This is a genomic window from Rubrivivax sp. JA1055 (genome assembly GCF_020966565.1).
In the GTDB taxonomy this organism is placed as follows: domain Bacteria; phylum Pseudomonadota; class Gammaproteobacteria; order Burkholderiales; family Burkholderiaceae_C; genus Rubrivivax; species Rubrivivax benzoatilyticus.
Genome location: NZ_JAJKFP010000007.1, coordinates 15,230 through 38,205 on the forward strand (window position 1 = coordinate 15,230; position 22,976 = coordinate 38,205).

The 22,976-nt window shown below is 74.1% G+C and carries 25 protein-coding genes; 16 read left to right on the forward strand and 9 right to left on the reverse strand.

Annotated features, from left to right (window positions below; translation table 11 throughout):
* Positions 1-99 precede the first annotated feature (99 nt).
* On the forward strand, positions 100-852 hold the full coding sequence (locus tag LOC65_RS16495) for a GntR family transcriptional regulator (protein ID WP_009855506.1): 753 nt from the start codon (positions 100-102) through the stop codon (positions 850-852).
* An 11-nt stretch (positions 853-863) separates the two neighbouring features.
* On the opposite strand, the gene LOC65_RS16500 is transcribed toward LOC65_RS16495, so the two are convergent.
* A complete protein-coding gene (locus tag LOC65_RS16500; protein WP_230248313.1) occupies positions 864-1,319 on the reverse strand; it encodes a hypothetical protein in 456 nt (151 codons plus the stop codon).
* Positions 1,320-1,455: 136 nt separating this feature from the next.
* On the opposite strand from LOC65_RS16500, the gene LOC65_RS16505 reads away from it, so the two are divergent.
* The gene (locus LOC65_RS16505; protein ID WP_230248314.1) at positions 1,456-2,367 is read left to right on the forward strand and encodes a LysR substrate-binding domain-containing protein; all 912 of its coding nucleotides are present in this window, start codon (positions 1,456-1,458) and stop codon (positions 2,365-2,367) included.
* Positions 2,368-2,397: 30 nt separating this feature from the next.
* Here the strand turns inward: LOC65_RS16505 and LOC65_RS16510 are convergent, their stop codons facing one another.
* Both LOC65_RS16510 and LOC65_RS16515 read right to left on the reverse strand, forming a co-directional pair.
* The gene (locus tag LOC65_RS16510) at positions 2,398-3,120 is read right to left on the reverse strand and encodes a hypothetical protein (RefSeq protein ID WP_230248315.1); all 723 of its coding nucleotides are present in this window, start codon (positions 3,118-3,120) and stop codon (positions 2,398-2,400) included.
* Positions 3,121-3,184: 64 nt separating this feature from the next.
* Positions 3,185-3,739 (reverse strand): cyclin-dependent kinase inhibitor 3 family protein, encoded by a 555-nt coding sequence (locus LOC65_RS16515; RefSeq protein WP_164963067.1) that lies wholly within the window; start codon positions 3,737-3,739, stop codon positions 3,185-3,187.
* 382 nt (positions 3,740-4,121) lie between these two features.
* Here LOC65_RS16515 and LOC65_RS16520 point away from each other — a divergent pair, with 382 nt between their 5' ends.
* Genes LOC65_RS16520 through LOC65_RS16540 form a run of 5 tightly spaced genes read left to right on the forward strand, consistent with a single transcriptional unit; the run spans position 4,122 to position 9,427 of the window.
* Complete coding sequence (locus LOC65_RS16520; RefSeq protein WP_029719011.1) at positions 4,122-4,997, forward strand: PEP-CTERM sorting domain-containing protein; 876 nt, start codon at positions 4,122-4,124, stop codon at positions 4,995-4,997.
* Positions 4,994-5,455, forward strand: coding sequence for a hypothetical protein (locus tag LOC65_RS16525; protein ID WP_230248316.1), 462 nt, complete (start codon positions 4,994-4,996; stop codon positions 5,453-5,455). The genes LOC65_RS16520 and LOC65_RS16525 overlap by 4 nt, the downstream gene beginning before the upstream one ends.
* Positions 5,455-6,717: a poly-beta-1,6-N-acetyl-D-glucosamine synthase gene (gene pgaC, locus LOC65_RS16530; protein ID WP_009855513.1), complete on the forward strand. Its 1,263-nt coding sequence runs from the start codon at positions 5,455-5,457 to the stop codon at positions 6,715-6,717. The genes LOC65_RS16525 and pgaC overlap by 1 nt, the downstream gene beginning before the upstream one ends.
* Positions 6,714-8,414 carry a tetratricopeptide repeat protein gene (locus LOC65_RS16535; RefSeq protein ID WP_230248317.1) on the forward strand — a complete coding sequence of 567 codons (1,701 nt, stop codon included), beginning with the start codon at positions 6,714-6,716 and terminating at the stop codon, positions 8,412-8,414. Before pgaC ends, LOC65_RS16535 begins: the two co-directional genes overlap by 4 nt.
* Positions 8,415-8,437: 23 nt before the next feature.
* The gene (locus LOC65_RS16540; protein WP_230248318.1) at positions 8,438-9,427 is read left to right on the forward strand and encodes a hypothetical protein; all 990 of its coding nucleotides are present in this window, start codon (positions 8,438-8,440) and stop codon (positions 9,425-9,427) included.
* Here LOC65_RS16540 and LOC65_RS16545 read toward each other — a convergent pair.
* Genes LOC65_RS16545 through LOC65_RS16555 form a run of 3 tightly spaced genes read right to left on the reverse strand, consistent with a single transcriptional unit; the run spans position 9,424 to position 11,039 of the window.
* Positions 9,424-10,101 (reverse strand): hypothetical protein, encoded by a 678-nt coding sequence (locus tag LOC65_RS16545; RefSeq protein ID WP_230248319.1) that lies wholly within the window; start codon positions 10,099-10,101, stop codon positions 9,424-9,426. The genes LOC65_RS16540 and LOC65_RS16545 overlap by 4 nt on opposite strands.
* Positions 10,098-10,283: a hypothetical protein gene (locus tag LOC65_RS16550; protein ID WP_230248320.1), complete on the reverse strand. Its 186-nt coding sequence runs from the start codon at positions 10,281-10,283 to the stop codon at positions 10,098-10,100. Before LOC65_RS16550 ends, LOC65_RS16545 begins: the two co-directional genes overlap by 4 nt.
* A 27-nt stretch (positions 10,284-10,310) precedes the next feature.
* Complete coding sequence (locus LOC65_RS16555; protein WP_230248321.1) at positions 10,311-11,039, reverse strand: DUF6683 family protein; 729 nt, start codon at positions 11,037-11,039, stop codon at positions 10,311-10,313.
* Positions 11,040-11,598: 559 nt separating this feature from the next.
* On the opposite strand from LOC65_RS16555, the gene LOC65_RS16560 reads away from it, so the two are divergent.
* The 5 genes from LOC65_RS16560 to LOC65_RS16580 all read left to right on the forward strand — a co-directional run bounded on the left by LOC65_RS16560 (position 11,599) and on the right by LOC65_RS16580 (position 15,573).
* Complete coding sequence (locus tag LOC65_RS16560) at positions 11,599-12,588, forward strand: six-bladed beta-propeller, TolB-like protein (RefSeq protein ID WP_230248322.1); 990 nt, start codon at positions 11,599-11,601, stop codon at positions 12,586-12,588.
* Between the two features lie 109 nt (positions 12,589-12,697).
* On the forward strand, positions 12,698-13,468 hold the full coding sequence (locus LOC65_RS16565; RefSeq protein WP_230248323.1) for a DUF6683 family protein: 771 nt from the start codon (positions 12,698-12,700) through the stop codon (positions 13,466-13,468).
* The gene (locus LOC65_RS16570) at positions 13,422-13,988 is read left to right on the forward strand and encodes a hypothetical protein (RefSeq protein ID WP_230248324.1); all 567 of its coding nucleotides are present in this window, start codon (positions 13,422-13,424) and stop codon (positions 13,986-13,988) included. Before LOC65_RS16565 ends, LOC65_RS16570 begins: the two co-directional genes overlap by 47 nt.
* A 135-nt stretch (positions 13,989-14,123) precedes the next feature.
* On the forward strand, positions 14,124-14,450 hold the full coding sequence (locus LOC65_RS16575; RefSeq protein WP_230248325.1) for an H-NS family nucleoid-associated regulatory protein: 327 nt from the start codon (positions 14,124-14,126) through the stop codon (positions 14,448-14,450).
* Positions 14,451-14,607: 157 nt separating this feature from the next.
* Positions 14,608-15,573 (forward strand): tripartite tricarboxylate transporter substrate binding protein, encoded by a 966-nt coding sequence (locus LOC65_RS16580; protein WP_230248326.1) that lies wholly within the window; start codon positions 14,608-14,610, stop codon positions 15,571-15,573.
* A 2-nt stretch (positions 15,574-15,575) separates the two neighbouring features.
* On the opposite strand, the gene LOC65_RS16585 is transcribed toward LOC65_RS16580, so the two are convergent.
* Positions 15,576-18,494 (reverse strand): response regulator, encoded by a 2,919-nt coding sequence (locus tag LOC65_RS16585; RefSeq protein WP_230248327.1) that lies wholly within the window; start codon positions 18,492-18,494, stop codon positions 15,576-15,578.
* 254 nt (positions 18,495-18,748) lie between these two features.
* Between LOC65_RS16585 and LOC65_RS16590 the strand changes: the two genes are divergently transcribed.
* Positions 18,749-19,096 (forward strand): hypothetical protein, encoded by a 348-nt coding sequence (locus LOC65_RS16590; RefSeq protein ID WP_009857038.1) that lies wholly within the window; start codon positions 18,749-18,751, stop codon positions 19,094-19,096.
* Between the two features lie 5 nt (positions 19,097-19,101).
* On the opposite strand, the gene LOC65_RS16595 is transcribed toward LOC65_RS16590, so the two are convergent.
* Positions 19,102-19,980 carry a LysR family transcriptional regulator gene (locus tag LOC65_RS16595; RefSeq protein WP_405048258.1) on the reverse strand — a complete coding sequence of 293 codons (879 nt, stop codon included), beginning with the start codon at positions 19,978-19,980 and terminating at the stop codon, positions 19,102-19,104.
* A 77-nt stretch (positions 19,981-20,057) separates the two neighbouring features.
* Between LOC65_RS16595 and LOC65_RS16600 the strand changes: the two genes are divergently transcribed.
* The 3 genes from LOC65_RS16600 to LOC65_RS16610 all read left to right on the forward strand — a co-directional run bounded on the left by LOC65_RS16600 (position 20,058) and on the right by LOC65_RS16610 (position 22,027).
* Entirely contained in the window at positions 20,058-20,471 is a 414-nt protein-coding gene (locus LOC65_RS16600) for a CidA/LrgA family protein (RefSeq protein WP_009857036.1), read from the forward strand.
* Complete coding sequence (locus tag LOC65_RS16605; protein WP_230248329.1) at positions 20,471-21,175, forward strand: LrgB family protein; 705 nt, start codon at positions 20,471-20,473, stop codon at positions 21,173-21,175. The genes LOC65_RS16600 and LOC65_RS16605 overlap by 1 nt, the downstream gene beginning before the upstream one ends.
* A gap of 102 nt (positions 21,176-21,277) precedes the next feature.
* Positions 21,278-22,027, forward strand: coding sequence for a fibro-slime domain-containing protein (locus LOC65_RS16610; RefSeq protein WP_164963047.1), 750 nt, complete (start codon positions 21,278-21,280; stop codon positions 22,025-22,027).
* A gap of 15 nt (positions 22,028-22,042) precedes the next feature.
* Here the strand turns inward: LOC65_RS16610 and LOC65_RS16615 are convergent, their stop codons facing one another.
* Positions 22,043-22,972 carry a metal ABC transporter solute-binding protein, Zn/Mn family gene (locus LOC65_RS16615; RefSeq protein WP_230248330.1) on the reverse strand — a complete coding sequence of 310 codons (930 nt, stop codon included), beginning with the start codon at positions 22,970-22,972 and terminating at the stop codon, positions 22,043-22,045.
* Positions 22,973-22,976: the final 4 nt, after the last annotated feature.

Genomic DNA, 22,976 nt, shown 5'->3' on the forward strand with positions numbered 1-22,976 from the left:
AGCCCCTGTCGGGGTGGCCATATATGTAATATGCGAGAACTGCTCGCCGGAGCGGGCGCCATGCGGCGGCCGCGTTTCGCGGGCCCAGGAAGGGATCCCATGGCGGACTGGACCATCGGTGGCGACGCACGGCGCGTGGCCGCCGCGAACGGCGCGAGCCTCACGGCCGCGCAGCTGGTGCACGAGCGCCTGCGCGACGAGATCGTGTCGCTGCAGCGCCGCCCCGGCGACGTGATCTACGAGAAGGAGATCGCGCAGGAAGCGCAGGTCAGCCGCACCCCGGTGCGCGAGGCGCTGCTGCGCCTGGCCGACGAGAAGCTGGTCGAGATCGTGCCCAAGTCGGGCACCATCGTCGCGCGCATCCCGGTGGCCAAGCTGCCGGAGATCATCCTGGCGCGCACCGCGCTGGAGACGATCACCGTGCGTGCCGCCGCCGAACGCGCACGCGGCTCCGACATCGCCGGGCTGCGCGCGCTGATCGAGCTGCAGCGCGAAACGCTCGAAGCCGGCGACCAGGCCGGCTTCCACGCCGCCGACGAGACCATGCACCGCGCCATCGCCGAGGCCGCCGGCCTGCCCGGCATCTGGGAGATGGTGCAGCAGATCAAGGTCCAGCTCGACCGCTTCCGCCGCCTGACGCTGCCGCAGCCGCACCGCATGGAGCTGGCGCTGGACGAACACGCGGCGCTGGTCGACGCCATCGCCGCGCACGACGCCGACACCGCGGTGGCGCGGGTCAGCGCGCATCTCGAAGGGCTGACCGCCAGCCTGGCGACGATCCGCGAACTCAACCCCGACTACTTCGCCGGCGACGTGGAGGCGGTCTACACGCGCTGGGCTGCGGTGGCCTGAGGGCCGCGCTCTCAGCCGCGCGCGGCTGCCACGCGCCGGCGGGCCGCCAGCCGCCGCCCGTCGCGCAGGCCGCTCAGCATCAGCGCCAGGTTGGCGCTGCCGGCCAGCAGCTCGACGCCCTGCAGCGCGAAGAACGCCGTGTCGAAGCGCCCGGCCGATGCCCACGTGTCGAGCAGCAGCGCGCAGGGCACGAGCACCAGCAGGCCGTTGGCCGCGACGAGCCGCATGCGCCGCCGCTTGGCTTCGACGAGAGGGTCGCGGCGTGTGCGCGCCAGCCGGATGCCGCTGCCGCCCAAGGCGGCCATCGCCGGCACCAGGAGCCACAGCCCGGGCGCGACGATCGCCGCCTTGACGCCGGCGATGGCCTCGGCGCTGCCCAGCAGCTCGACGGCCAGCGTCGAGACCAGAAAGGTGGCGACGCACAGCGGCGCGACAGCAGCGGCCGCGACATGAAGCGTCCTGGACATCGGGTTCCTCCATCGTGAAGGGCCGGCTGGCCCGTCGAGCGTCACTCTAGGAGTCCGCCGCGGCCGTGCCCAGCCCGCCGGGGGCGACACACTGTCTTGGATCCGTTGACAATCACCGCGTACACGGAGGCCGGCAATGGACCGTTTCGAGGCGATGCGCGCCTATGTCCAGGTGGTCGACAGCGGCAGCTTCACCCGGGCCGCACAGCAGCTCGGTCTGCACAAGGCCAGCGTCAGCCAGCTGGTGCAGCAGCTCGAAGCCAAGCTCGGCGTGCGGCTGCTGACGCGCACCACGCGCAAGGTGACGCCGACGACCGAGGGCCTGCGTTTCCACGAGCGGGCGCGGTCCATCCTGCAGCAGCTCGACGAGGCCGAGACCACGCTGCGCCAGGGCAGCCGGGCGCTGCAGGGCCAGCTGCGCGTGGACGTGCCGGTGGCGGTCGGGCGGCTGCTGTTCGCGCAGGAGATCCGCGGCTTCCTCGACAGCCATCCGGGCATCGACGTCGAACTCGGCTGCACCGATCGGCGTGTCGATCTCGTGGCCGCCGGGGTCGACTGCGCGCTGCGCGGCGGCGAGCTGCCCGACTCGGGCCTGGTCGCGCGCCCGGTCGGCGCGCTGCGCTTCGTGCTCTGCGCGGCGCCGCGCCATCTCGAGCGCCACGGCGTGCCGGCCACGCCGCAGGCCCTGGCCGCGCATCCGCAGGTGGGCTTCGTCGCCGGCTCCACCGGCCGGCTGCGCCCGCTGCGGCTGCGGCGCGACACCGCGTCCGTCGAGCTCGAGCTGCCGGCGCGCCTGGTCACCACCGACAGCGCCGCGGCGTTGTCGGCCGCGCTCGACGGCCTGGGTGTCGTGCAGCTGGCCGAGTTCGTCGCCGCGCCGCACCTGGACAGCGGCGCGCTGGTGCGCGTGCTGCCGGGCTGGCGCTGCGCGTCGCTGCCGATGCACTGGCTGACGCCGCCGCCGCGCCGGCGCCCGGCGCGTGTGCAGGCTTTCCTCGAATGGGCCGACGCGATGCTGCTGCGGCGGCTCGGGCCGCACCTGGACTGACGCGCCGCGGCGCGGCCGCCGCCGGGTCCGTCAGCCGCCGAGGCGCCGCGCCATGTCTGCCTTGCGCGCGAGCATCTTCTCGGCCAGCGCCGCACTGCCGCCGTGGCCGAGCACGCAGGCGCGCACCGCGGCGTCGTCCAGCCGCGTGACGATCGAGATCGCCTCGTGCAACTCGGCCTCGCCGATCTCGCCGAAGAGGCGGCTTGCGTGCCGGTTGTCGGGGTCGTGGCGCAGGCGGTCGAGTTCGCCGACCTCGTGGCCGAAGGCGCGGCCCTTGGGGCTGCCCTGGGCGCGGAACTCGAGCGCGCCGCCGACGTCCAGCGTCAGCACCGTGCCGCCGGTCACGCCCTGGTTGTCGCCGTCGTAGCCGGCGGCATCCCAGTTGGCGGTCCAGGCGTGCACGCCCAGCCAGCGCCGGGCCTGGCGGCGTTCGGCCTCGTCGAGCTGGCCGACGTTCTTCTTGTCGAGCACGACGAACTCGGTGGCCACCTGGTCGGCGGCCCGCGTGCGCAGGTAGCGCAGCGTCGGCGCCCCGGCCAGGCGGTAGAGCTGGGCCGCGAGCCACTCGTTGCGCGCCAGCGCCGGGCTCTCCAGCTCCTTCACGTAGTAGCGGCGCCCAGCCTCGTCGCGGTAGACACCGGCCGGGTTGCTGCCCAGGCGGCCGCCGACGCGCTGCAGCGTGGCGGTGTCGAGCACACGCGCGGCGGCATCGGGCGCGGGTTCCGGCGGTTCGGGACGCACGAACGGGTTCACCAGGGTCCCCTTCGGCCGGGCGGCCGGCCCCGCCGAGCGGGAATGCGCCCCGACTCCCGAGGGCTCATGGCAGCGGGCGCGTGCGCTGCACCAGCATCATCTGGGCCGGTGTCTCGATGGCCCCGTGGCGCGCGCGGCGCACGTCGCGGATGGCCTGCTCGGGGGCGACGCCGAGCTCGGCCAGCAGCCGCGCGGCGATCATGCCGGCGCGGCCCAGGCCGCCCTTGCAGTGCACGAGCACGTCGTCGCCGGCGCGCAGCAGGGCGCGGATCTCGGCTCCGGCCTGCACCCACTGGCGCTCGAAATGTTCGCCGGGCACGCCGAAGTCGGGAATCGGCAGGTGCTGCCAGGCGATGCCGCGGCGTCTGACCTCGTGGCCGAGCTGCGGCACCTTCAGCGCCGACAGCTCCGCCGGCTCGACCAGCGTCAGCACCAGCTTCGCGCCCCAGGCGGCGATCGTGTCCAGGTCCATGCCCAGGTCGCGCGCCCAGGCGCCGGTGGCGGCGCTGCGGTCGTGCTTGCCGGGGCAGAAGGTGATGCCGATGCGCCCGTGCGCGGGACTGGCGCGCACCGCGGCGATCTGCAGCGGGTGGCTGTGGCTGGTGCGGGCGGTGGTCACGGTGCGGTGCTCGGGACGACGCGCCGATGCTGCCACAGCGCGGCGCCGCGGCCCGGGGTCAGCCGGGTTGGCGGGCCCGCCGCCGATCCGCCGCAGCGCGGAGGGCGAGGGGTCGCCAAACCATCTTCGCTGCCGGTGATCGCTGCGGAAGATCAAAGCCGAGCCTTCGGCGGCGTGTCGTATTGCACGCCCAGGCCCTGAAACAGGGCCGAAGCTGTGGTTCAACCACCTGAATCGGGGTGCACAGCCGGCCGGATTTGTTTGACATTGTTTCAAACAACGCAATGTCAGGATTGACTGCAGTTTTTGTAGCCTATAAAGGCGCCGCGCAAACGGTGCCTTCGAACACCCCGGCGCCTGCGGTCGCACCGCCCCGATCACCATGTCCGACACCCGAATCTCCCGCCTGAAGCTCAGTGTGCTGGCCTGTGCCGCCGGCCTCCTCGTCGCCGCCGCCCCGGCGGCACTGGCGAGCCCGCTGAACCTGTCGCCGCTGTACGCCGGCAGCTACGCCAGCGGCAGCGGCGCCGACGCCAGCTTCGTGCAGATCGACGGCAACTGGCAGGGCAGCACCGTGCTCTGGAACGAGGCCACGCAGAGCTACGGCAGCGGCAGCGCGATCGGCAGCTACGGCTGGGGCACCGGCCTGTGGGGCCGCGCCGACTGGCAGGCGGTGCAGGCCGCGGCGGCCGGCGGCGGCGGTGCCGGCGCGCCGGACATCATCTCCAGCTGGAGCGGCCTGTCCTCGGCGATCAACTACGGCAACGGCTGCTACAACGGCGCCCATTCGGCGCAATGGGGCCCGGCGACCCCGGTGCCGCTGAGCCAGGACAGCGGTGTCTGCGGCGACGACGCCAACGGCAACTGGACCTCGCACTTCGAGGGCTTCATCCGCATCACCGAGGCCGGCCTCTACAACTTCTCGGTGCTCTACGACGACGGCTTCTTCTTCCGCCTGCTGGGCCTGGAGGAGACGCTGGAGATCGGCAAGGACTTCCTGAACCCGCGTGACCGCCTGGGTTTCGCCGAGGACCTGTTCCTGACCCCGGGCCTGTACGGCTTCGAGCTCGGCAGCTGGAACCGGCTGCAGGCCGGCGTCGTCGACCTGCGCTACAGCTACCAGGGCAGCGACTGGACGCTGGTCGACCCGCAGAACCTGCTGCCGACCTCGGCGGTGCCTGAACCTTCGACGCTGGCGCTGCTGCTGCCGGCCCTGGCGATGCTGGGGCTGCGCCGCACGATCGGCCGCCGCGCATGACCCCCCCGCTCCCGCACACAGCCGCTCGGCCCGAGCGGCTGACGGCGGCGCGTCGCCTGCTGCATGCGCTGGTCGTGCTCGCCGGCTGGGTGCTGTTCGTCTGGGGCTGGGAGCGGGTCCTCGCCGGGCGCCCCGACTTCGCCGAACTGCTGCTGCTGATCGGCGGTGCGCTGGTGCTGGTGCCGGTGCTGACGCTGTCGTGGGTGCTGCACAACGTCGGCATCTACCGCCGCAAGGGGCCGCGGCGCAGCAGCGCGCGGGTGGCGCTGGACTACCGCCACGACTTCAACGGCCGCCACATCGACGCCGACTGGGCCATGCTGGCCGGCGCCCGCCGGGTGTGCATCCGCAACGACGGCGCGCACAAGCGCTTCGAGCTCGTCGAGCCGCCCGCAGAGCGCAGCGCGCCGGCGGCCGCCGTGCCGCCGCGGCGCGAGCAGCGCCAGGAGGTGCTCTGATGGAAGCGTGGCTGCTGGCCGTGCAGACCACGGCCTGGTACGGCTGGGTGCTGGCCTTCTTCGCGATCTACCCGATCGTCACCAGCCTGATGTGGATCGTCACCGCGCTGATCTTCCGCGTGCGCTGGGAGGAGACCGTCGGTCCCGACCCGAAACGATCCGACGCCGACCTGCCTTTCGTCAGCGTGCTGGTGCCGGCGCACAACGAGGAGGCGGTGATCCGCCGTTCGGTCGAGTCGATGCTGCGCATGGACTACCCGCATTACGAGGTCATCGTCGTCGACGACGGCTCGACCGACGGCACGCTGGCGGCGCTGGAACCGTTGACGGCCGACCCGCGGCTGCGCCTGGTGCACAAGGCGAACAACGAAGGCAAGGCGATGGCGCTCAACGACGCCATCGCGCTGGCGCGCGGCGAGATCCTGATGGGCCTGGACGCCGACGCCGAGCCCGACGCGCGCATGCTGCGCTACATCGTCCCGCACTTCGACTCGCCACGCGTGGCCGCCGTCACCGGCAATCCGCGTGTGCGCAACACCGGCAGCTTCCTGGCGCGGCTGCAGGCGGTGGAGTTCTCGTCCATCGTCAGCCTGCTGCGCCGTGCGCAGCGCGTCTGGGGCCGCATCGTCACCGTCTCGGGCGTCGTCGCGGCGCTGCGCCGCAGCGCCGTGCTCGACGTCGGCGGCTACAGCCCCGACATGCCCACCGAGGACATCGAACTCACCTGGCGGCTGCAGAAGCGCCATTACGACGTGCGCTACGAGCCGCGTGCGCTGTGCTGGATGACGGTGCCGCTGTCCTACCGCGGCCTGTGGCGCCAGCGCCTGCGCTGGGCGCGCGGGCTGATCCAGGTGCTGCGCAAGCATGCCGACGTGCTGGTCACGTGGCGCAGCCGGCGGCTGTGGCCGGTGTTCGTCGAGTCCTCGCTGTCCATCCTGTGGTCGGTGTGTTTCGTGCTGCTGGCGACGCTGTGGACGCTGTCCTGGGCGGTCGGCCTGCCGCCGGTCGGCGCCTCGCCGATCCCCAACCTCTGGGGCATGGCGATCGCGACGCTGTGCATGCTGCAGCTGACGGTCGGCGTCTGGATCGACCGCCGCTACGACCCCGGCATCACCCGCTTCCTGCCTTACGCCGTGTGGTATCCGCTGATCTACTGGGCCTTCCTGGCCGTCACGACCGTCGTCGCGCTGCCGACCTTGTTCCGCCGCCCGGCGACCCAGGCCGTGCGCTGGAGCACCGCGCGTGTCGGGAGGGGCTCGTGAGCCCGCGCCTGGCACCGCTGCTGCTGGCGCTGGCCGCCGCTTTCGCCGCCGCGCCGGTTGCCGCCGCGGGCCGCGCCGAGGCCCGCGCCGCCGCCGAGCAGCGCGACTGGGCGCAGGCGCTGCCGCTGTACGTGCAGCTCGTCGCCGCCCACGGCGACGACGTCGACCTGCTGATCGAGGCGGCGCGTGTGCACGGCTTCGCCGACCGCAATGCCGAGGCCGCGGCGCTGTACCGGCGCGCGCTGGCCCAGGCGCCGCAGCGGCGCGCCGACATCGTGCCTTCGCTGGCCTGGCAGAGCCTGTGGAGCGGCCGCGCGGCCGAGGCTGCGGCGCTGTTCGCCGAACTCGTGCCGGGCACCGCCGGCGCCACGCGGGCCGCGCTGCTCGACGGCCTGGGCCAGGCGCGTCAGGCCGGGGGTGACGCCGCCGGGGCCGTCGCCGCCTTCACCGAGGCGCAGGCCCTCGCGCCCGACGACGTGCGGCTGCAGCGCCGGCTGGCGACCGCTCGGCTGTGGAGCGGCGACGAAGCCGGCGCCGTGCGCGAACTCGAGACACTCGCCCGCCGTTTCCCGGCCGACCGCGACCTGGCCTGGGCGCTGGCCAACGCCCGCAACTTCGCCGGTGCGCCCCGCGCGGCGCTCGCCGGCTTCCTGGCGCAGCCGGCGCCGGTGCACCCGGGCGAACGGGCCGACCTCGCCCGCGCCTGGTGGTGGGCCGGCTACGAAGACCGCGCCTGGCCGCTGCTGGCCGAGCCGACCGACGCCGAGTCGGCCTGGCTGCGCGACTGGCGCATCGGCCGCGAGCTGCGGCCTTTCGGCTACGCCGGCTTCGAGGCCTCCGAAGACAAGGACGAGCTCGACACGCGGGCCTGGACCGTCGGCGGCGGCTGGCATCCGGCGCCGGGTGCGACCGTCGACCTGCAGACCCGCCGGCTGACGCTGGACGACGCCAACGGCGACCCGGCGGCCAACCAGGTCGCGGCCTCGCTGCGCTGGCGCGTCGGCGAACCGGGCAGCCCGGCGGGCACCTGGTGGCCGTCGATCGCGCTGCGGGCGGCCAACTTCGACGGCTGGCATCCGGTGCTGCCGACCCTGCGCCTGACCGGTGTGCCCGCCGACCACTGGCGCGTCGACGCCCAGGCCGCGCGTGAACTCGTCGAGGCCCCGCGTGCCGTCGCCAACCGGGTCACGGTGGACTCGCTGGCGCTCGGCGTCGACTTCCGCCCGACCGGGCCCTGGTCCTATGCCGGCTCGGGTGCGGTGCAGCGTTTCGACGACGGCACGACGCGGCTGCGCCTGCGCGGCCGCGCCGAACGCACGCTGCCGCTGCGCGGCCTGTCCGCCGGCGTCGAGGCCAACCTCATCGAGCGCAGCGCCGGCGACGACGACGTCGACCGCGGCTACTGGAACCCCGACCGCTACCACGAGGCGCGCGCCTACCTGGCGCTGGCGCGCGAGTGGCGCCCGGTGGACCTGCAGCTGCGGCTGGGCCTGGGCGTCGCGCGCGAGACCGACAGCGCCGGCAACCGCAGCACGGCGCACCCCAACTTCTGGGAGCTGGCCGTGGGCTGGGACCTGGCACCGTCGGCCCGGCTGCGCCTGGCCACCGGCGGCAGCGGCCAGCGCATGGCCACCGGCGAGTCCGGCAGCGGCTACTGGCGGCGTTACCTGACGCTGGGTCTGGAAACCTGGTACTGAGCCGGCGGCGCTATCGTCGCCGCATGACGCTGCCCAACCTGCTGTGCGGTGCGCTGCTCGCGGCGCTGGGCGGTGCCGTGGCCGCCGCGCCCGACGACCCGCCGGGCGAGGTGCCCGCCGCGGCGGCCGCCGACGAGGCCGCGCTGCGCACGCTGCTGCCCCCCGGCGCGCGGCTGCTGCACGGCCCGCTGGCGCTGCCCTTCGGTGCCGACGAACGCGGCTGGCTGCTGGCGCTGCGCAGCGCCGGGCCGGACGGCGGCGTCGCCGTCTGGTACCTGATGCCGCGCCCGGGAGACGCCGCGCACTGGCGGCTGCTGCGCCTGCGCGACCCGGACCCGGCCGACGCCTTCTTCGACATCGAGCTGCGTGCCGCCTTCGCCGCCGGCCCCGAGGGCGCGCACGACCTGGTGCTGCTGGAGCGCCACACCCGCGCCGCGCCGGCCGGCGGCGAGCGCCACGACAGCGCCCGCGTGCTGCGCCGCGACGGCGACGGCGTGCGCCCGGTGCCCGCGCTCGAGGCGCTGCTGGACGGCGTCACCGACGTCGCCGAGGCCCGCCGCCGTCTGGCCCCGGCCTACGCGCGGCTGCTGCCGCCGGTGGAGGGCGAGCTGGCGGCGGCGTTCGTGTCGCTGCCGTTGGACCTCGTCGACCTGACGCGGCTGGAGCGGCTGCAGCGGCTGCAGCCCGGCCATCCGCTGCACGAGGTGCACGACCGCGCCAACGGCTATCTGGCGCTGCGCGGCGACGGCGGCCGGCCGGCGTATGTCGCGGCGCTGTTCCGCGCCGCCGACGGCGGCGCCGTCGTCGCCGTCCAGCAGCGCTGGCCGCAGGCCCAGCGCACGCGCTGGCTGCGCCGCGACGGCGCGCGCTGGCGCGACGTCACGGCCACGCTGCTGCCGGGCTGGCGCGAGAGCGACGACTGCACGCTGCCGCGGCAGGGGCGCAGCATCGCCTGCGCCGACGGGCGCCGCTGGACCTGGGACGGCCGCAGCTTCCGGCCGGAGCCGCCCTAGGGGCCGCGGAACGCGGCGAAGTCGTCGCCGCGCAAGCCGCGTTCGACCAGCTGCCGCAACGGATTCAGCAGCCGCTGCGCCGGCGCGTCGGGGTGCAGGAAGCGGTACACGACGACGCCCTCGACGTCGAGCACGAACGGCGTCGTGTGCGTGCCCACCGGCTCGGCCGTCAGCACGATGCGGTGTGCGGTGATGATCCCGTCGGCGAGGTTCTCCGGGTCCAGGTCCAGGCCCCAGCGCCAGGCCGGGTTGCCGCGGTGGATCAGCTCGCCGAGCAGGATCGCGAGGTCCAGCAGCATCGAGTAGACGATGTCCTCGCCGCAGCGGCGGCTGGCCATCCAGTGCGCGAGGCTGTCCTGCGGCCGGGGCGCGGGCCAGGCGGCGCCGGCCCAGCGCTGCAGCGCGTCGGCGAGCGCGGCGGCGTGCCGGGCGGGCTCCGCGAGTGCCGGGCCGGTGTCCAGGCCGGCGTCGTCGTGCAGCAGGGCCGACACCTGCCGCAGGCGCTGCGGCCGCGCGCGTTCGAACTCGGCCAGCTTGGTGGCGGCCTGCGCAGGGCTCGGCACCGTGCCCAGGCCGGCCGGCGCGGTCTCGCAGGGCGGATAGCGGCGCAGCCGTGCGGCCAGCGCCTCGCGCGGCGGGGTGCTGCGGCGGCGCCAGAACCCGCCCGGCGTCATGGCCGCGGCCCCCGCGCGGCCACCGCGGCGTGGGCGGACAAGCGGGCCGCCGCGTTCAGCAGCGACATGGCGTTGGCCAGCGGCCTCGACGGGTCGTCGAGCCGCGCCTGTGCACGTTCGCGCTGGTCGCCGGGGCCGTTGCCGCGGGGGCGGCGTGCGGCATGGGCTTTGCCGGAGTTCATCACGTTCGTTCGGGGCGCGGCGGGCGTTCAGCGCAGCCGCAGCCCGTCGTCGCTCAGCGTCAGGCGATCGACGTCGCCCTTGAGGAAGCCGGCGAGGTAGCGCCGTGCCGCGTCGCGGCTGCTGCGCGCCAGTGCCGGATCGGGCCTGGCCATCAGCCCCATCTGGGTCGTCGCCATGAACATGCCGATGATGGCCAGCTGCTCGTAGGCCTCGCGCCGCTCGCGGGCCGGCACCGCGGCGAAGCCGGGTTGCGAGGCCATCACCTGGCGCATCTGCGCGACCAGCGTCGCGAAGTGGCGGTCGGGGAAGTCGGCGCCGTGCATCGCCATCCAGCAGCCGGCGACGAAGGCCGCGGCCGCGCCGCCGAGGTCGCCGGCCTCGATGCCGAAGCGGCGCTCGATGTCGCCATAGGACCGCAGCAGCGTGGCGAACGTGGACTCGGCCTGCGAGCGGCCGGCCGGCGGGTACGCCGCCGCCAGCCGCGCCGGGACGCGGGTCGTGCCATCGGGCGCGGTCAGCAGGCCGGCGAGCGCCTCGCGGCCGGCCGGCGGCGGGGCCTCGGCCGGCTTGCGGCCCGCGTGGCGCTCGCGCGCGTTCTCGACGATGCGGTACTGGATCGACTGGTAGTACCACGACGAGTCCAGCACGCCGAGGTTGCCGATGTTGTACATCGGGCCGTAGGCCGCGGCCAGGACGGGCCAGGCGAGCGCGATGCCCATCGCGATGCGGGCCCAGCGGTTCTTCGTGCGGCTCATCGTTGGCCTTTCGTGCTCGTCGCGAGCGGCCGGCATTCGGCGCTGCGGTGGCGTCGCTCGATATTCATTCTCGGTCGAACATGAATCCGATCGAATAAGGACGGGAGGGTGGCGTCGTTTCGAGATGTCGCCTGGATGAACGGTGCCTGCATTGCGCATTGTCGTTGTCGCGCTTTGCCGCATCGGCGTGCCCGGTGCAAGCTGCTGCACGGGGTCCTTCATCCGGCCGGTGGATGCGATGGATGGCGGTTTCCCGGGTGAGGCGCCGGCACGGCGAGCCCGGCCCACGCCCGTGTCCGCGGTGCACGCTGGCGATCGCCGGCGTCGATGGCATCGAACGATTGGCGCAGCATCCGGCGATTTCATGACGAACGGATTACCGATCCGGCGTGGCGTTCGTCATTCGTCATCGGCGAAATATTTAACCGGCTGTTTCAAGTTGAGAGCCGTCATTTCAAGCGTACGCGTTTCCGGGGTTGCGCCTGTCGACATGGCCAAGCACAGTGCGCAGCGTTTTTGTGCCGATCATCAGCACCATGGCCATTGGCGAGGCGGAACGATGACACCCGGCCCGGGCCGGCTGCCCCGGGGCCGTGGCCGGACGCTGGCCGCGGCGTGTGCGGCGCTGCTGCCGTGGCCGGCCTGCGCCGGCGCTGCGGCCGGCACGCTCTGGCACGACGCGTTCATCCGCGAGGCCGTGCACGGCCTCCGGGTGTCCGAACTGTCCGGTGCCCCGACCCGGGTGCTCAACCGGGTCGAGACCGGCGTGCCGGTGCCCGACGGCAGCCACTACCTCACCTGGGAGTACGAGCGCCGCGAGGACGTCTCGACGCTGAGCCTGTTCACGCGCGCCGGCGCCTTGCTGCGCCGTGTCCGCCTGGACGGCTACGTCCGTCGTGTGCGCCCGTCGCCGCTGCGCGTGGACGAGGTGCTCGTGCTGTGGTCCCCCACCGCCGGCGGCGTCGAGTCGGTGCGGCGCGAGTGGCGGCTGCTCGACCTCGCGGCGGCGAGCCTGGTCGCGCGATATCCCGGCGTCGACGCCGCGGCGGACTGGCTGCCCGACGGCCGTGTGCTGCATCTCGCCGCCGACGGCGCCATCCGCATCGGCACGCCGGCGCTGGACGTGCGCCCGGCCGGCCGGCTGGCGGTTGCCGGCCGCGTCGTCGGCCGGCTCTGGGTCGACCGCGCCGGTGCCCGCATCATCACGAGCTGGCAACAGCGCTGGCCGGATGGCGGCGTGCGCTCGACCGACCTCTGGATCTCGGCCCTGGACGGCCGCGGCGTGCAGCGCCTGACCGACACCGGGCGCACGAGCTCCGCCGTCTGGTCGCCCGACGGGCAGGCCTTCGCTTTCGACGTCGACCCCGCCAGCGTCTGCACGACGACCGGCTGTTCGGGCGGCATGTCCGGCGGCTGCGACCTGTACTGGGCCCCGGCCACCGTGCGGGGCGTGACGCCGTCCAGCGCCGGCGTGCAGCGTTTCAAGGTCACCGAGCGCGACGGCCGGCGCGGCACGCTGGGCTGTGATCTGCTGGGGTGGACCCCGTGAGCCCGGCGTGCGCGTCGCCCGGGTGCCGCCCCGATTCCGGGCCTGGCTGCGGCCGGGCGTGTGCCGCCCGGCCGCGCAGGCCGTGGCGGGAGTCCACAGGAGTGTTCCGATGAGATCGTCACCATCCGCCATCGTCTGCAACCGGCGCCCGGGCGCGGCGCGGCGGGCCCGGCTGTCCGGCCTGGTGCTCGCATGCGCCGCGGCGCTCTGGACGGCCCCGGCCGGTGCGCAGATCGTCGCCTCGGACTACGGCACGCTGCAGATGCCGATGTCCAGTTTCCTGGCCACCAGCTATCTGACGCAGTCGGTCGTCAACGACCTGCACACGCCCGAGCGCCTGCGGTCGGCCGCGCGCGCTCCCCGCGAAGGCGCGTCCGCGGCGGCGCTGCTCGTGTCCACGCGCGGCCCGGCGACGATGCCGGCCAGGCTCGCCAGCTTCTACCCGGCCGACCGCCAGCCCCAGGCGCGGGCGCTGTTCGCGGATCTGCTGCAGCGTTACCGCGGCATCGAGACGCAGTTCGGCCTGGCCCACGGCGACCTCGGCGGCGCGCTCGCGGCGTTTCTCGTCGGCAGCTGGATGGGCCTGCACGACCGGCCGTTCGCGGACGAGCATTTCATGCCGGTGGTCCGGCAGATGCGCACGCTGCTGGCGGCGCAGCCCGAACTGGCCAAGGCGCCGGCGGCCGACCGGCGCGAGATGTACGAGCAACTGGCCATCCTCGGCATGCTGATGGCCGGCACCCGGATGGCGCTGCAGCAGCAGCCCGATGCCGCGACGCAGCAGCGCCTGCGCGAGGCCGCGCGCGGCTATCTCGGCCAGTTCTTCAAGGTCGATGCCGAACGCATCGGCTTCGGGCCGGCCGGCCTGCGCATCGACTGAATTACGCCTTTCGGCGGCCGTTGGGCTGCTGGCTGCGGCATCATCGGGGCGGCACGACATTCCGGACTCCCTCGTGGAAGCGTACGTCCTCATCGGCAACCCGAACACGCGCAAGTCGACGCTCGTGCGCAGCCTGACCGGCTGCTTCAATCGCAGCCTGCGCGACATCCAGCCGGCCTCCGGCGGCCCCGTATTGCGCCTGTACGCGCGCGCCGGGGCATTGCAGGAGACACGCACGACACCAGCGGACTTCGCGGCCGAAGTCGCCGGCCGGCGTTGCGGCGCGGTGCTGTTCTGCCTCTGGCCGCTGGCCCATCCGGTCGACCCGCAGAAGCTGCCCGATGCCGCCGCCTATCTCGATCATCTGCAATCCGCCGGCTGGCGCTTCAAGTCGATCGCGGTGCTCGGACAGAACCCGGGCGGCTGGCGCGGCGCGACGATGCGCCAGTTCCCTCAGGCGCCGGTCGATCCGGTCAACGTCACGGCGCATCACCTGCGCAGCCATTTCGGCTGGCTTTGACGGCGGCGCCGCCGGCGGCATTAACGCCGGCTGCCGCATTGGCCTGCTGCGGGTACGGCTTGGGTAAACCGCGCAGCGCTTTGCTGCGTTTTCACGTTATCCTTTTCTTCCCCTCTAATGAAGGATCATCACCGAATGGCCACCAAGAAGAATTCCGCGCCGACGGCGACCTATGCCGAAATCCAGGCACAGATCGAAAAGCTCCAGGCCGAAGCCGAAGCGCTGCGCAAGAAGGAGATCGCCGACGTCGTCGCCGGCATCAAGGCGCAGATCGCCGAATACGGCCTGACCGCCGCCGACCTCGGCCTGGCGCCCAAGGCCTCGCGTTCGCGCAAGCCCGCCGGCAAGGCGCTTTATGCCGACGGCCAGGGCAACACCTGGGTCGGCCGCGGCAAGCGCCCGGAGTGGATCCGCGCGGCGCTGGCCGCCGGCAAGACGCTGGACGAGCTGCGCGCCCAGTGATCGTGGCGGGCGGCGTGCGCCGCCTGCCCGACGCGCCGCCGCCGTGGCGGCTCGCGTCACGCCCGCCGGGCCGACGGTGCGCTTGCGCCGGCCCGGGTCGCGGCACAGGCTCGGCCCGCGTGGACGGGCCTTGCGGGAGAACCTCGATGGAGTCGTCGTGCCGGCGCTGAAGCGCCGCAGCCTGTTGCTGGCGGCACTGGCGGTGCCGGGGACGCGGCCCGCCCGGGCGGCGCGGGGTTCGGCCTTGCGCCTGATCGTGCCCTTCGTGGCCGGCGGCGGTGTCGACGCCGCAGCGCGCCTGCTTGCGTCGGCGCTGCAGCCGGTCACCGGCACGCCGGTGGTGGTGGAGAACCACCCGGGGGCCAGCGGCACGATCGGCGGCCGCCTGGTGCTCTCGGCCCCGCCGGACGGCCGCACGCTGCTGTTCAGCGCCGCGACCCACATCTTCACGCGCCAGGTGCTGGGGCGCCCGCCCTACGACCCGCAGACCGATTTCGCCGCCGTCACCCGCTTCGGCCTGGCGCCGCTGATGCTGGTCATGGCCCCGCGCCGGCCCGAGGCCGGGCTGCCCGAGCTGCTCGACGCCGTCCGGCGCGAGCCCGGCACCTGGTCCGCGGGCATCCCGTCCTTCGGTTCTCCCGGCCACCTGGCGACGCTGGACCTGGCGCGCCGCGCCGCGCTGCGGCTGAACCTCGTGCCGTACAAGGGCACGCAGCCGGCGCTGATGGACGTGGCCGGCGGCCATGTCGACCTGCTGCTCGACTCGATGGTGGCGCTGCTGCCGCTGGCCCGTGCCGGCCGGGTCCGGGCGCTGGCGCTCAGCGCCGCCGCGCGCAGCCGCCTGCTGCCGTCGCTGCCGACCTTCGGCGAGGCGGGGCTGCCGGGCTTCGAGCACCACTCCTGGTACGGCGTCTGGGCCCCGGCCGGCACGCCTGCCGGCCGCGTCGCCGAACTCGATGCGGCGGTGGCCGCGGCCACCGCCGCGCTGGCGCGCGCAGGGGCGCTGGAGGCGCTGGGCATCGAGCCGGCGCCGCTGTCGCCCGACGGGTTCCGCCGCTTCGTCGCCGCCCAGGTTGCCGTCGGCGCCGAGCTGCTGCGTGCCTCGGGCTTCCGCGCCGAATAGCGTCAGTCCAGCCAGCGCAGCAGCGTCGTGTACAGCATCGCCGGATCGACCGGCTTGGCGACGTGGTCGTCCATGCCGGCGGCCAGGCAGGCCTCGCGGTCCTCGCCGAAGGCGTTGGCCGTCATCGCGACGATCGGCAGCGTGCGGCCGGCGCGTTCACGGATCGTGCGCGTGGCCGTCAGGCCGTCCATGTCCGGCATCTGCACGTCCATCAGCACGAGGTCGAACGGCGGCGAGCCGCAGGCCAGCTCGACGGCGCGGGCGCCGTCGTCGGCGACCACGACCTCCAGCCCCGCCGACTCGAGCAGCGCCACGGCAACCTCCTGGTTCACCGGGTTGTCCTCGGCCAGCAGCACGCGCCGGCCGGCGGCGCGTGCGCACAGGCGCACGAAGGCCGGTTCCGAGGCATCGGCCGCGGCCTCGGTCCGCGGCGACGAGCGCAGCAGCTGCGCGATCGTGTCGTGCAGCGCCGACGGCGTCAGCGGCTTCATCAGCACCGCCCCGTAACCGGCGTCGCGGGCGCGTTCACGCAGCGCCGGGGCGTCGTGCGCGCTGACGAGCACCGCCGCCGGCCCGGCCCCGCCGGGGGCCGCACGCAGCCGGCGCAGCGTCTCGAAGCCGTCGCAGACCGGCATCACGCAGTCGACGATGAAGAGGTCGTAGCGACGCGGGCCCGCTGCCGCCAGCCGGGCCAGCGCCGGCTCGGCACCGTCGGCCGTGTCGGCCTGCACGCCCAGCAGCTCCAGCTGCGAGGCGATGGCCTCGCGCGCCTCGGGCAGGTCGTCGACGACCAGCGCCCGCAGCGACGGCGGCAGCGAGCCGGACTCCGGAGGCACGGACTCCGCACGTTCGAGCCAGACGGTCAGCCCGAAGGTGCTGCCCGCGCCGGGGCGGCTGACGGCGTCGGCGCTGCCGCCCATCAGCTCGGCGATGTGGCGCGTCAACGCCAGCCCCAACCCGGTGCCGCCGTGGCGCCGGGTGCTCGAGCTGTCGGCCTGCTCGAAAGCCGTGAACAGGCGGGCCTGCTGCTCCGGCGCGATGCCGATGCCGGTGTCCTGGACCTCGAAGCGCACCTGCAGCCGCTGGCCGTGCTCGCGCAGCAGCGCGGCGCGCAGCCGCACCCAACCGTGTTCGGTGAACTTCACCGCGTTGCCCAGCAGGTTGATCAGGGCCTGCGACAGCAGCCGTGCGTCGCCGCGCAGCCGCGCGGGCAGGTGGTCGGTGTCGAGCACCAGCTCCAGCCCCTTGGCGCGTGCGCTGGCCTCGACGACGTCCAGCGCCCGCGCGATCAGCTCGTCGCGCGAGAAGTCCACCGGGTCCAGCCGCAGCTTGCCGGCCTCGATCTTGGACAGGTCCAGGATGTCGTTGAGGATCTGCAGCAGGTGCGCGGCCGCGCCGTCGACCTTGCGCAGCCGCTCGCGCTGCAGCGGGTCCTGGGTGGCGCGCGAGATCAGGTGCGTCAGGCCGATGATCGCGTTCATCGGCGTGCGGATCTCGTGGCTCATGTTGGCCAGGAAGGCGCTCTTGGCTCGGGTCGCCGCCTCGGCCTGCACGGCGCGCTGCTCGAGCTGCCCGTTGGCCTCGGCCAGGCGCTGCTCGGCCTGCTTGAGCGCGCCGACGTCGGTCAGCACGGCCAGGAAGCCGACCACCTGGCCGTCGATGACACGCGGCACGTAGTGCGCGTACAGCGGCACGGCGCGGCCGTCGGCGCGCACCAGCGTGCGTTCGTACTCCTGGCGTTCGCCGCGCAGCGCGCCTTCGATGAAGGGCCGCGCCCCCTCGTACTGCTCGGCGGGGATCAGCTCGGCGATCGAGCGGCCCAGCAGCTCGGCCTCGCCGCGCGCGAACCAGTCCTGCGCCGCGAGGTTGGCGAAGCGGCAGCGTTCCTCGTGGTCCCAGTACAGCACCACCGCCGGCAGCGTGTCGGCCAGCTCGCGCGTGAAGGCCTCCGCGCGCGCCAGCGCCAGGTTGGCGGCTTCGGCGGCCAGGCGCGCGTCCTGCAGCTCGCTGACGTTGCTGGCGATGAAGTAGAAGCCGGCGATGCGCCCGCGGCGTTTGTCGGGCAGGCGGTAGACCCAGAAGTGGCCGCGCCGCCCGCGCGAGCCCTCGATGTCGAGCCGGGTCTGCACGACCTCGCCGGCGAGCACACGATCCAGCGCCTCGCGCCGCCGCACCGGGACCTCGGCGCCGAGCACCTCGCCCATCGTGCGGCCCAGCACCGCGTCGCGTTCCAGGCCGTACCAGTCGAGATAGGCCTGGTTGGCGAAACGCAGCCGCAGTGCCCGGTCCCAGTAGGCGACGAGCATCGCCGGCGTCTCGCCGGACAGGCGCGCCAGCGGATGTTCGCCGGGTTCGAAGACGCTGTGGCCGGTGGCCTCCAGCGGCGCGTCCGGCAGCGCGGCATCGGCGCGCAAGGGCCGCAGCATCCAGGCCAGCACCGCGGCGACCAGGGCCGCGGCGCTCAGCAGCAGCAGCGCGAAGCGGCGGTCGGCGTCGCGCCGGCGCTGCTCGGCGCCAGCCTGTGTCGTGTCCTCGAAATCGCGCCAGGCGGCGGCCAGCGCGCGCAGTGTGCGGCCTTCGTGGGGGGCGGCGAGCGCCGCGTCCAGCGCGGCCGAGAAACGAGCCGCCGGTGCATCGGCCGCGGCACGGCGGCCGAGTTCGAGCAGCTCGTTGCGCGCGCGGTCCAGCCGCTGCGCGACCGCGGCCGGCGCGGTGTCGCCGCTGCCGGCGGCCAGCACCAGCATGCCGGGCTCGACTTCGGCGGCGATCTGGCGCAGCGCGGCGGTCTGGGCGTCGGCGCTGGCCACGGCGCGGTGATGCGCCAGCCAGCCCCAGGCCAGCACGGCGCCGAGCAGCAGCGCGGTGGCGACCAGCGGCAGCACGCGACGGCGGCGGGCGGTGGCCAGCAGCGCCGTGGTCATCGTGCAGGCCGCAGGCGCCCGGCAGGGCCGCGCTGCCGATGGGGGGCCGAACTCGGGCGACAGCGCCCGGGCGTGGTGCGCATGCCCATCGCCGGCTTCTCCTCCTTGTCATGGCGGCAGGTGCCGCGGTGGCAGTCTAAGCCGCCGCGGGCGTCGCGCCGCGGACTTCGGCGTGCCGGGGTGGTGTCCTCGCAACCCCGGCCCCGCACGTTGTGTTCTGGCGCCCGTCCCCGGCGCCTGCCGTCCTGCCGTCCATGGAATTCCTGTATCTGAAGATCCCGTCGACCGACGAAGCGGCCGATGCCCACCATGCCTTGCACGCCGCGCTCGAGCAGACCCTCGCCGAAGCCGGCCAGGGCACGCTGCTCGGCTGGGGCGGCTCGCTCGGTGAGGCTGGCGGCGCCGGCGTTCGGCCGCTGCGTTTCCACCGCATCGACATCGAGGTGCACGAGCTCGCGCCGGCGCGTGCGCTGCTGCAGCGCCGGCTGGACGAGCTCGGTGTCGCGCCGGGCACCGAGCTGCACTACAGCGTCGCGCGCCGGGCGCGGGTCGACGTGCTCGGCGCCTCGGGCTGGGTGCCGCGCGCGCTGCCGGTGCGCTGAACGCCCTAGGCGGCGGCCGCTGCCAGCGCCAGCCAGGCGCGTGCGGCGTGCGGCAGGTAGCCGCCGCGGCGCCAGGCCAGCGCCATGTGCCAGACCAGCGCCGGCTCGGCCAGCGCGAGCACACGCACGCCCGGGCGGCGGCGCGGCTCGGCCATCAGCCGCGGCAGGAAGCCGACGCCCAGCCCGGCGGCGACGAGTTCGACCATGAAGTCGATCTGGCTGGTGCGTGCGACGACGTGCGGCTCGAAGCCGGCGCTGCGCGCCGCGTCGACGAGCATCGGGTTGAGCGCAAAACCGGCTTCGAACAGCACGAAGGGCTGCGCCGCCAGCGCCGCGAAGCCCACCGAGTCGCCGTTGACCGCCAGCGGCACCGACTCGGCGACCAGCACGCACATCGGCTCTTCGCGCACCGACTGCCAGTCGAAGGCCGCCGAGGTCGGCGCCAGCAGCCCGGCGAGGTCGAGCTCGCCGTCGCTGAGCATCTGCTCCAGGCGTTTGCTGCCGTGTTCGACGAGCTGCACCTCGATGCCGGGATACAGGCTGCGAAAGCGAGCGAACAGCGGCGCGAAGAGCTGGCTGCTGCCGATCGGCGGCAGGCCCAGGCGCAGCAGGCCGCGCTGCAGGCCACGCAGTTCGTCGAGTTCGGCGCGCAGGTCGTCCTGCTCGGCCAGCAGCGCCAGCGCGCGGCGGTAGACGACCTCGCCGGCGTCGGTCAGGCGCGCCGGCTGCACGCCGCGGTCGAGCAGCACGACGCCCAGCTCGTCCTCGAGCTGGCGCACCGCCTTGCTGACCGCCGACTGGGTGGCGAAGACCTGGCGCGCCGCCGGCGAAAAACCGCCCTGGCGCACGACCTCGATGAAGGCGCGCACGGCGCGCAGCTTGATGTCCATTCCAAAAGGGACTGGAGCGCAGTCCAAACATTCGCTTTCATCATGCTGCGCTGCAACCTAGAGTGCAAGCCATGGATCTCGCACCCGACTGGCATGGCACGACGGTGGCGCTGCGGCGCCGCTGGCGGCGCAGCCGCATCGCCCAGCTGGGCGCGATCGGCGCGGTCTGGGCGGCGGGCGAACTCATCGTGCGCACGACCGGCCTGCCGCTGCCCGGCGGGCTGGTCGGCATGGCGCTGCTGTTCGTGCTGCTGGCCACCGGCGCGGTGCGCGTGGCGAGCTGGCGCCGCGGCGCGAGCTGGCTGATCGCCGAGATGCTGCTGTTCTTCGTGCCGGCGGTGCTGGCGGTGCTGGACCACCCGGAGCTCTTCGGCTGGCTGGGCCTGAAGCTGCTCGTCGTCATCGCCGGCGGCACGCTGGCGGTGATGGCCGCCACCGCGCTGGCCGTCGAGTGCATGCTGCGCCGCGGCGGGGCGCAGCCGTGATGGCGATGTTCTCGGCGTCGGCTGCCGCGGCGGTGCTGCTGTGGTCGGCGCCGACGATCGCCGCCTACGCCGCGGCCAAGGCGCTGCACCGCCGCCATCCGCGCGCCTGGACCCTGCCGCTGGTGCTGGCGCCGGCGGTGCTGCTGCTCGTCGTGCTGGCGCTGCACGGCAGTTATGCCGAGTACCTGCGCGGCACGCACTGGCTGCTGGCGCTGCTGGGGCCGGCGACGGTGGCCTTCGCGGTGCCGGTCTGGGAGCAGCGTGCGCTGCTGCGCCGCCACGCCGCGGCGCTGGCCGTCGGCATGGTCGTCGGCAGCACGGTGTCCATCCTCACCGCCTGGTGGCTGGCGTCCTGGCTGGGGGTCGGCGGCGAGCTGCGGCTGAGCCTGGTGCCGCGTTCGGTCAGCACGCCGTTCGCGATGACGGTGGCCGGCGACATCGGCGGCGTGCCCGACCTGGCGGCGGTGTTCGTCGTCTTCACCGGCGTGCTCGGCGCGACGATCGGCCAGGCGCTGCTGCGCTGGCTGCCGCTGCGCTCGACGCTGGCACGCGGCGCGCTGTTCGGCATGGGCGCGCACGGCGCCGGCGTCGCCCAGGCGCACCGTGTCGGCGCCGAGGAAGGTGCGGTCGCCGGGCTGGTGATGGTGCTGGTCGGGGCGCTGAACGTGCTCGTCGCGCCGGCGCTGGCCTGGGCCCTGCGCTGAGCCCGCCGCGAACGAGGGGGTGAGCGCAGCGCTCCCCGCGCCTCCGGGGATCACGGCCGGACGACGGCTGCGGACAATGCCCCGAACACCCGGAGGGACAACATGCGATCCAAGCTCTTCGCCGCGGCCCTGCTCGCCGCCGCCACCAGCGCCGCGTCGGCGAGCACGCTGACGCTCACCGGCACGGTGCGCGACTTCAACGCCGACGGCATCAACTTCGAAGGAGCGCTGGCCGCCGGCCAGGGTTACGTGCAGTCGACGCTGAGCGGTGCCTCGCCGACGCTCACCGCGCTCGGCCAGTCGGTGATCTCCAACACCGGGGCCGGCGCCTTCGACCTCTGGTACACCCGGCCCACCGCCAGCGCCTCGTACGCGCTGGTGCTCGACGAGACCTCTCCCGGTCTCTACACCTATTCGTCGAACAGCTTCTTCCCGATCGACGGCCAGCTGCTGGGCAACGAGGGCCGCAACCACAACTACCACTTCACGTACACGATCTCGACGACGTTCTCGTACCTGAAGGGCGCCGGCCAGGAGTTCACCTTCACCGGCGACGACGACGTCTGGGTGTACTTCGACGATCTGCTGGGCATCGACCTCGGCGGCGTGCACGGCGCGCAGTCGCAGACGGTCAACCTGGATGCGCTGTTCTCCGGCGCCAACGCGCGCGAATCCGGCACCTACTCGTTCGACTTCTTCTTCGCCGAGCGCCACACGACGCAGTCCAACCTGCAGATCACGACCTCGCTGGTGTTCGACGAGAACCCGCAGGACGTGCCCGAGCCGGGCACGCTGGCGCTCGGGGTGCTGGCCCTGGCGGGCGTCGGCGCCGCGCGCCGCCGTCGCGGCTGAGGCCGGGGCGGCGCCTCAGGCGCCGCTCATGCCGGCGACCAGCGCGCGCACGTTGTACTCGTAGAGCGCGACGAAGCTCGCCGCCGGGCCGCCCGGCGCCGACAGCGCGTCCGAATAGAGTCGGCCGCCGAGGCGCGCGCCGGTCTCGCGCGCGATGCGCTCGACCAGCCGCGGGTCGCTGATGTTCTCGACGAACACCGCGCGCACCTTCTGCTGGCGGATCTGGCGCACCAGCCGGCCGACGGCCGCCGCCGAGGGCTCGCTGTGCGTCGTCCAACCCTGCGGCGCGAGAAACTCGATGCCGTAGGCCGCGCCCAGGTAGCCGAAGGCGTCGTGCGAGGTGATGACGCGGCGCTGCTCGCGCGGCACCGTGTCGACGAGGCGGCGCAGCCGCGTGTCCAGCACCGCCAGCCGCTCGCCGTAGGCCGCGGCGCGTGCCTCGAACTCGGCGCGGCGCTGCGGCCAGCGCCGCGCCAGCGCGGCGGCGATCGTCGCCACGTAACGCTGTGCGTGGGCCAGGTCCTGCCAGGCGTGCGGGTCGGCGTCGCCGTGGTCGTGGCCATGACCATGGTCGTGGTCGTGGTCGTCGTGCGCCGCGTGGCGCGGCGTGATGCCGGCGCTGGCGACGACGATCTCGCCGCGGTAACCCGAGTTCTTCACCAGCCGCGTCATCCAGCCTTCGAAACCCAGGCCGTTGACGACGACGAGGTCGGCGCCGGCGAGCTTGCGCACGTCGCCCGGGCGCGGCTCCCAGGCGTGGGCGTCGGCGTCGGCGCCGACCAGCGAGCCGACCTCGAAGTCCAGCGGCGCGACCTCGCGCACCAGGTCGGCGAGGATCGAGAAGCTGGCGACGATGCGCCCGCCACGCGGCGCCTGGGCGAAGACGGGGGCGGCGGCGCAGGCCAGTGCGGCGGCGAGCAGCGAACGGCGGGGCAGGGGGGTCATGGTC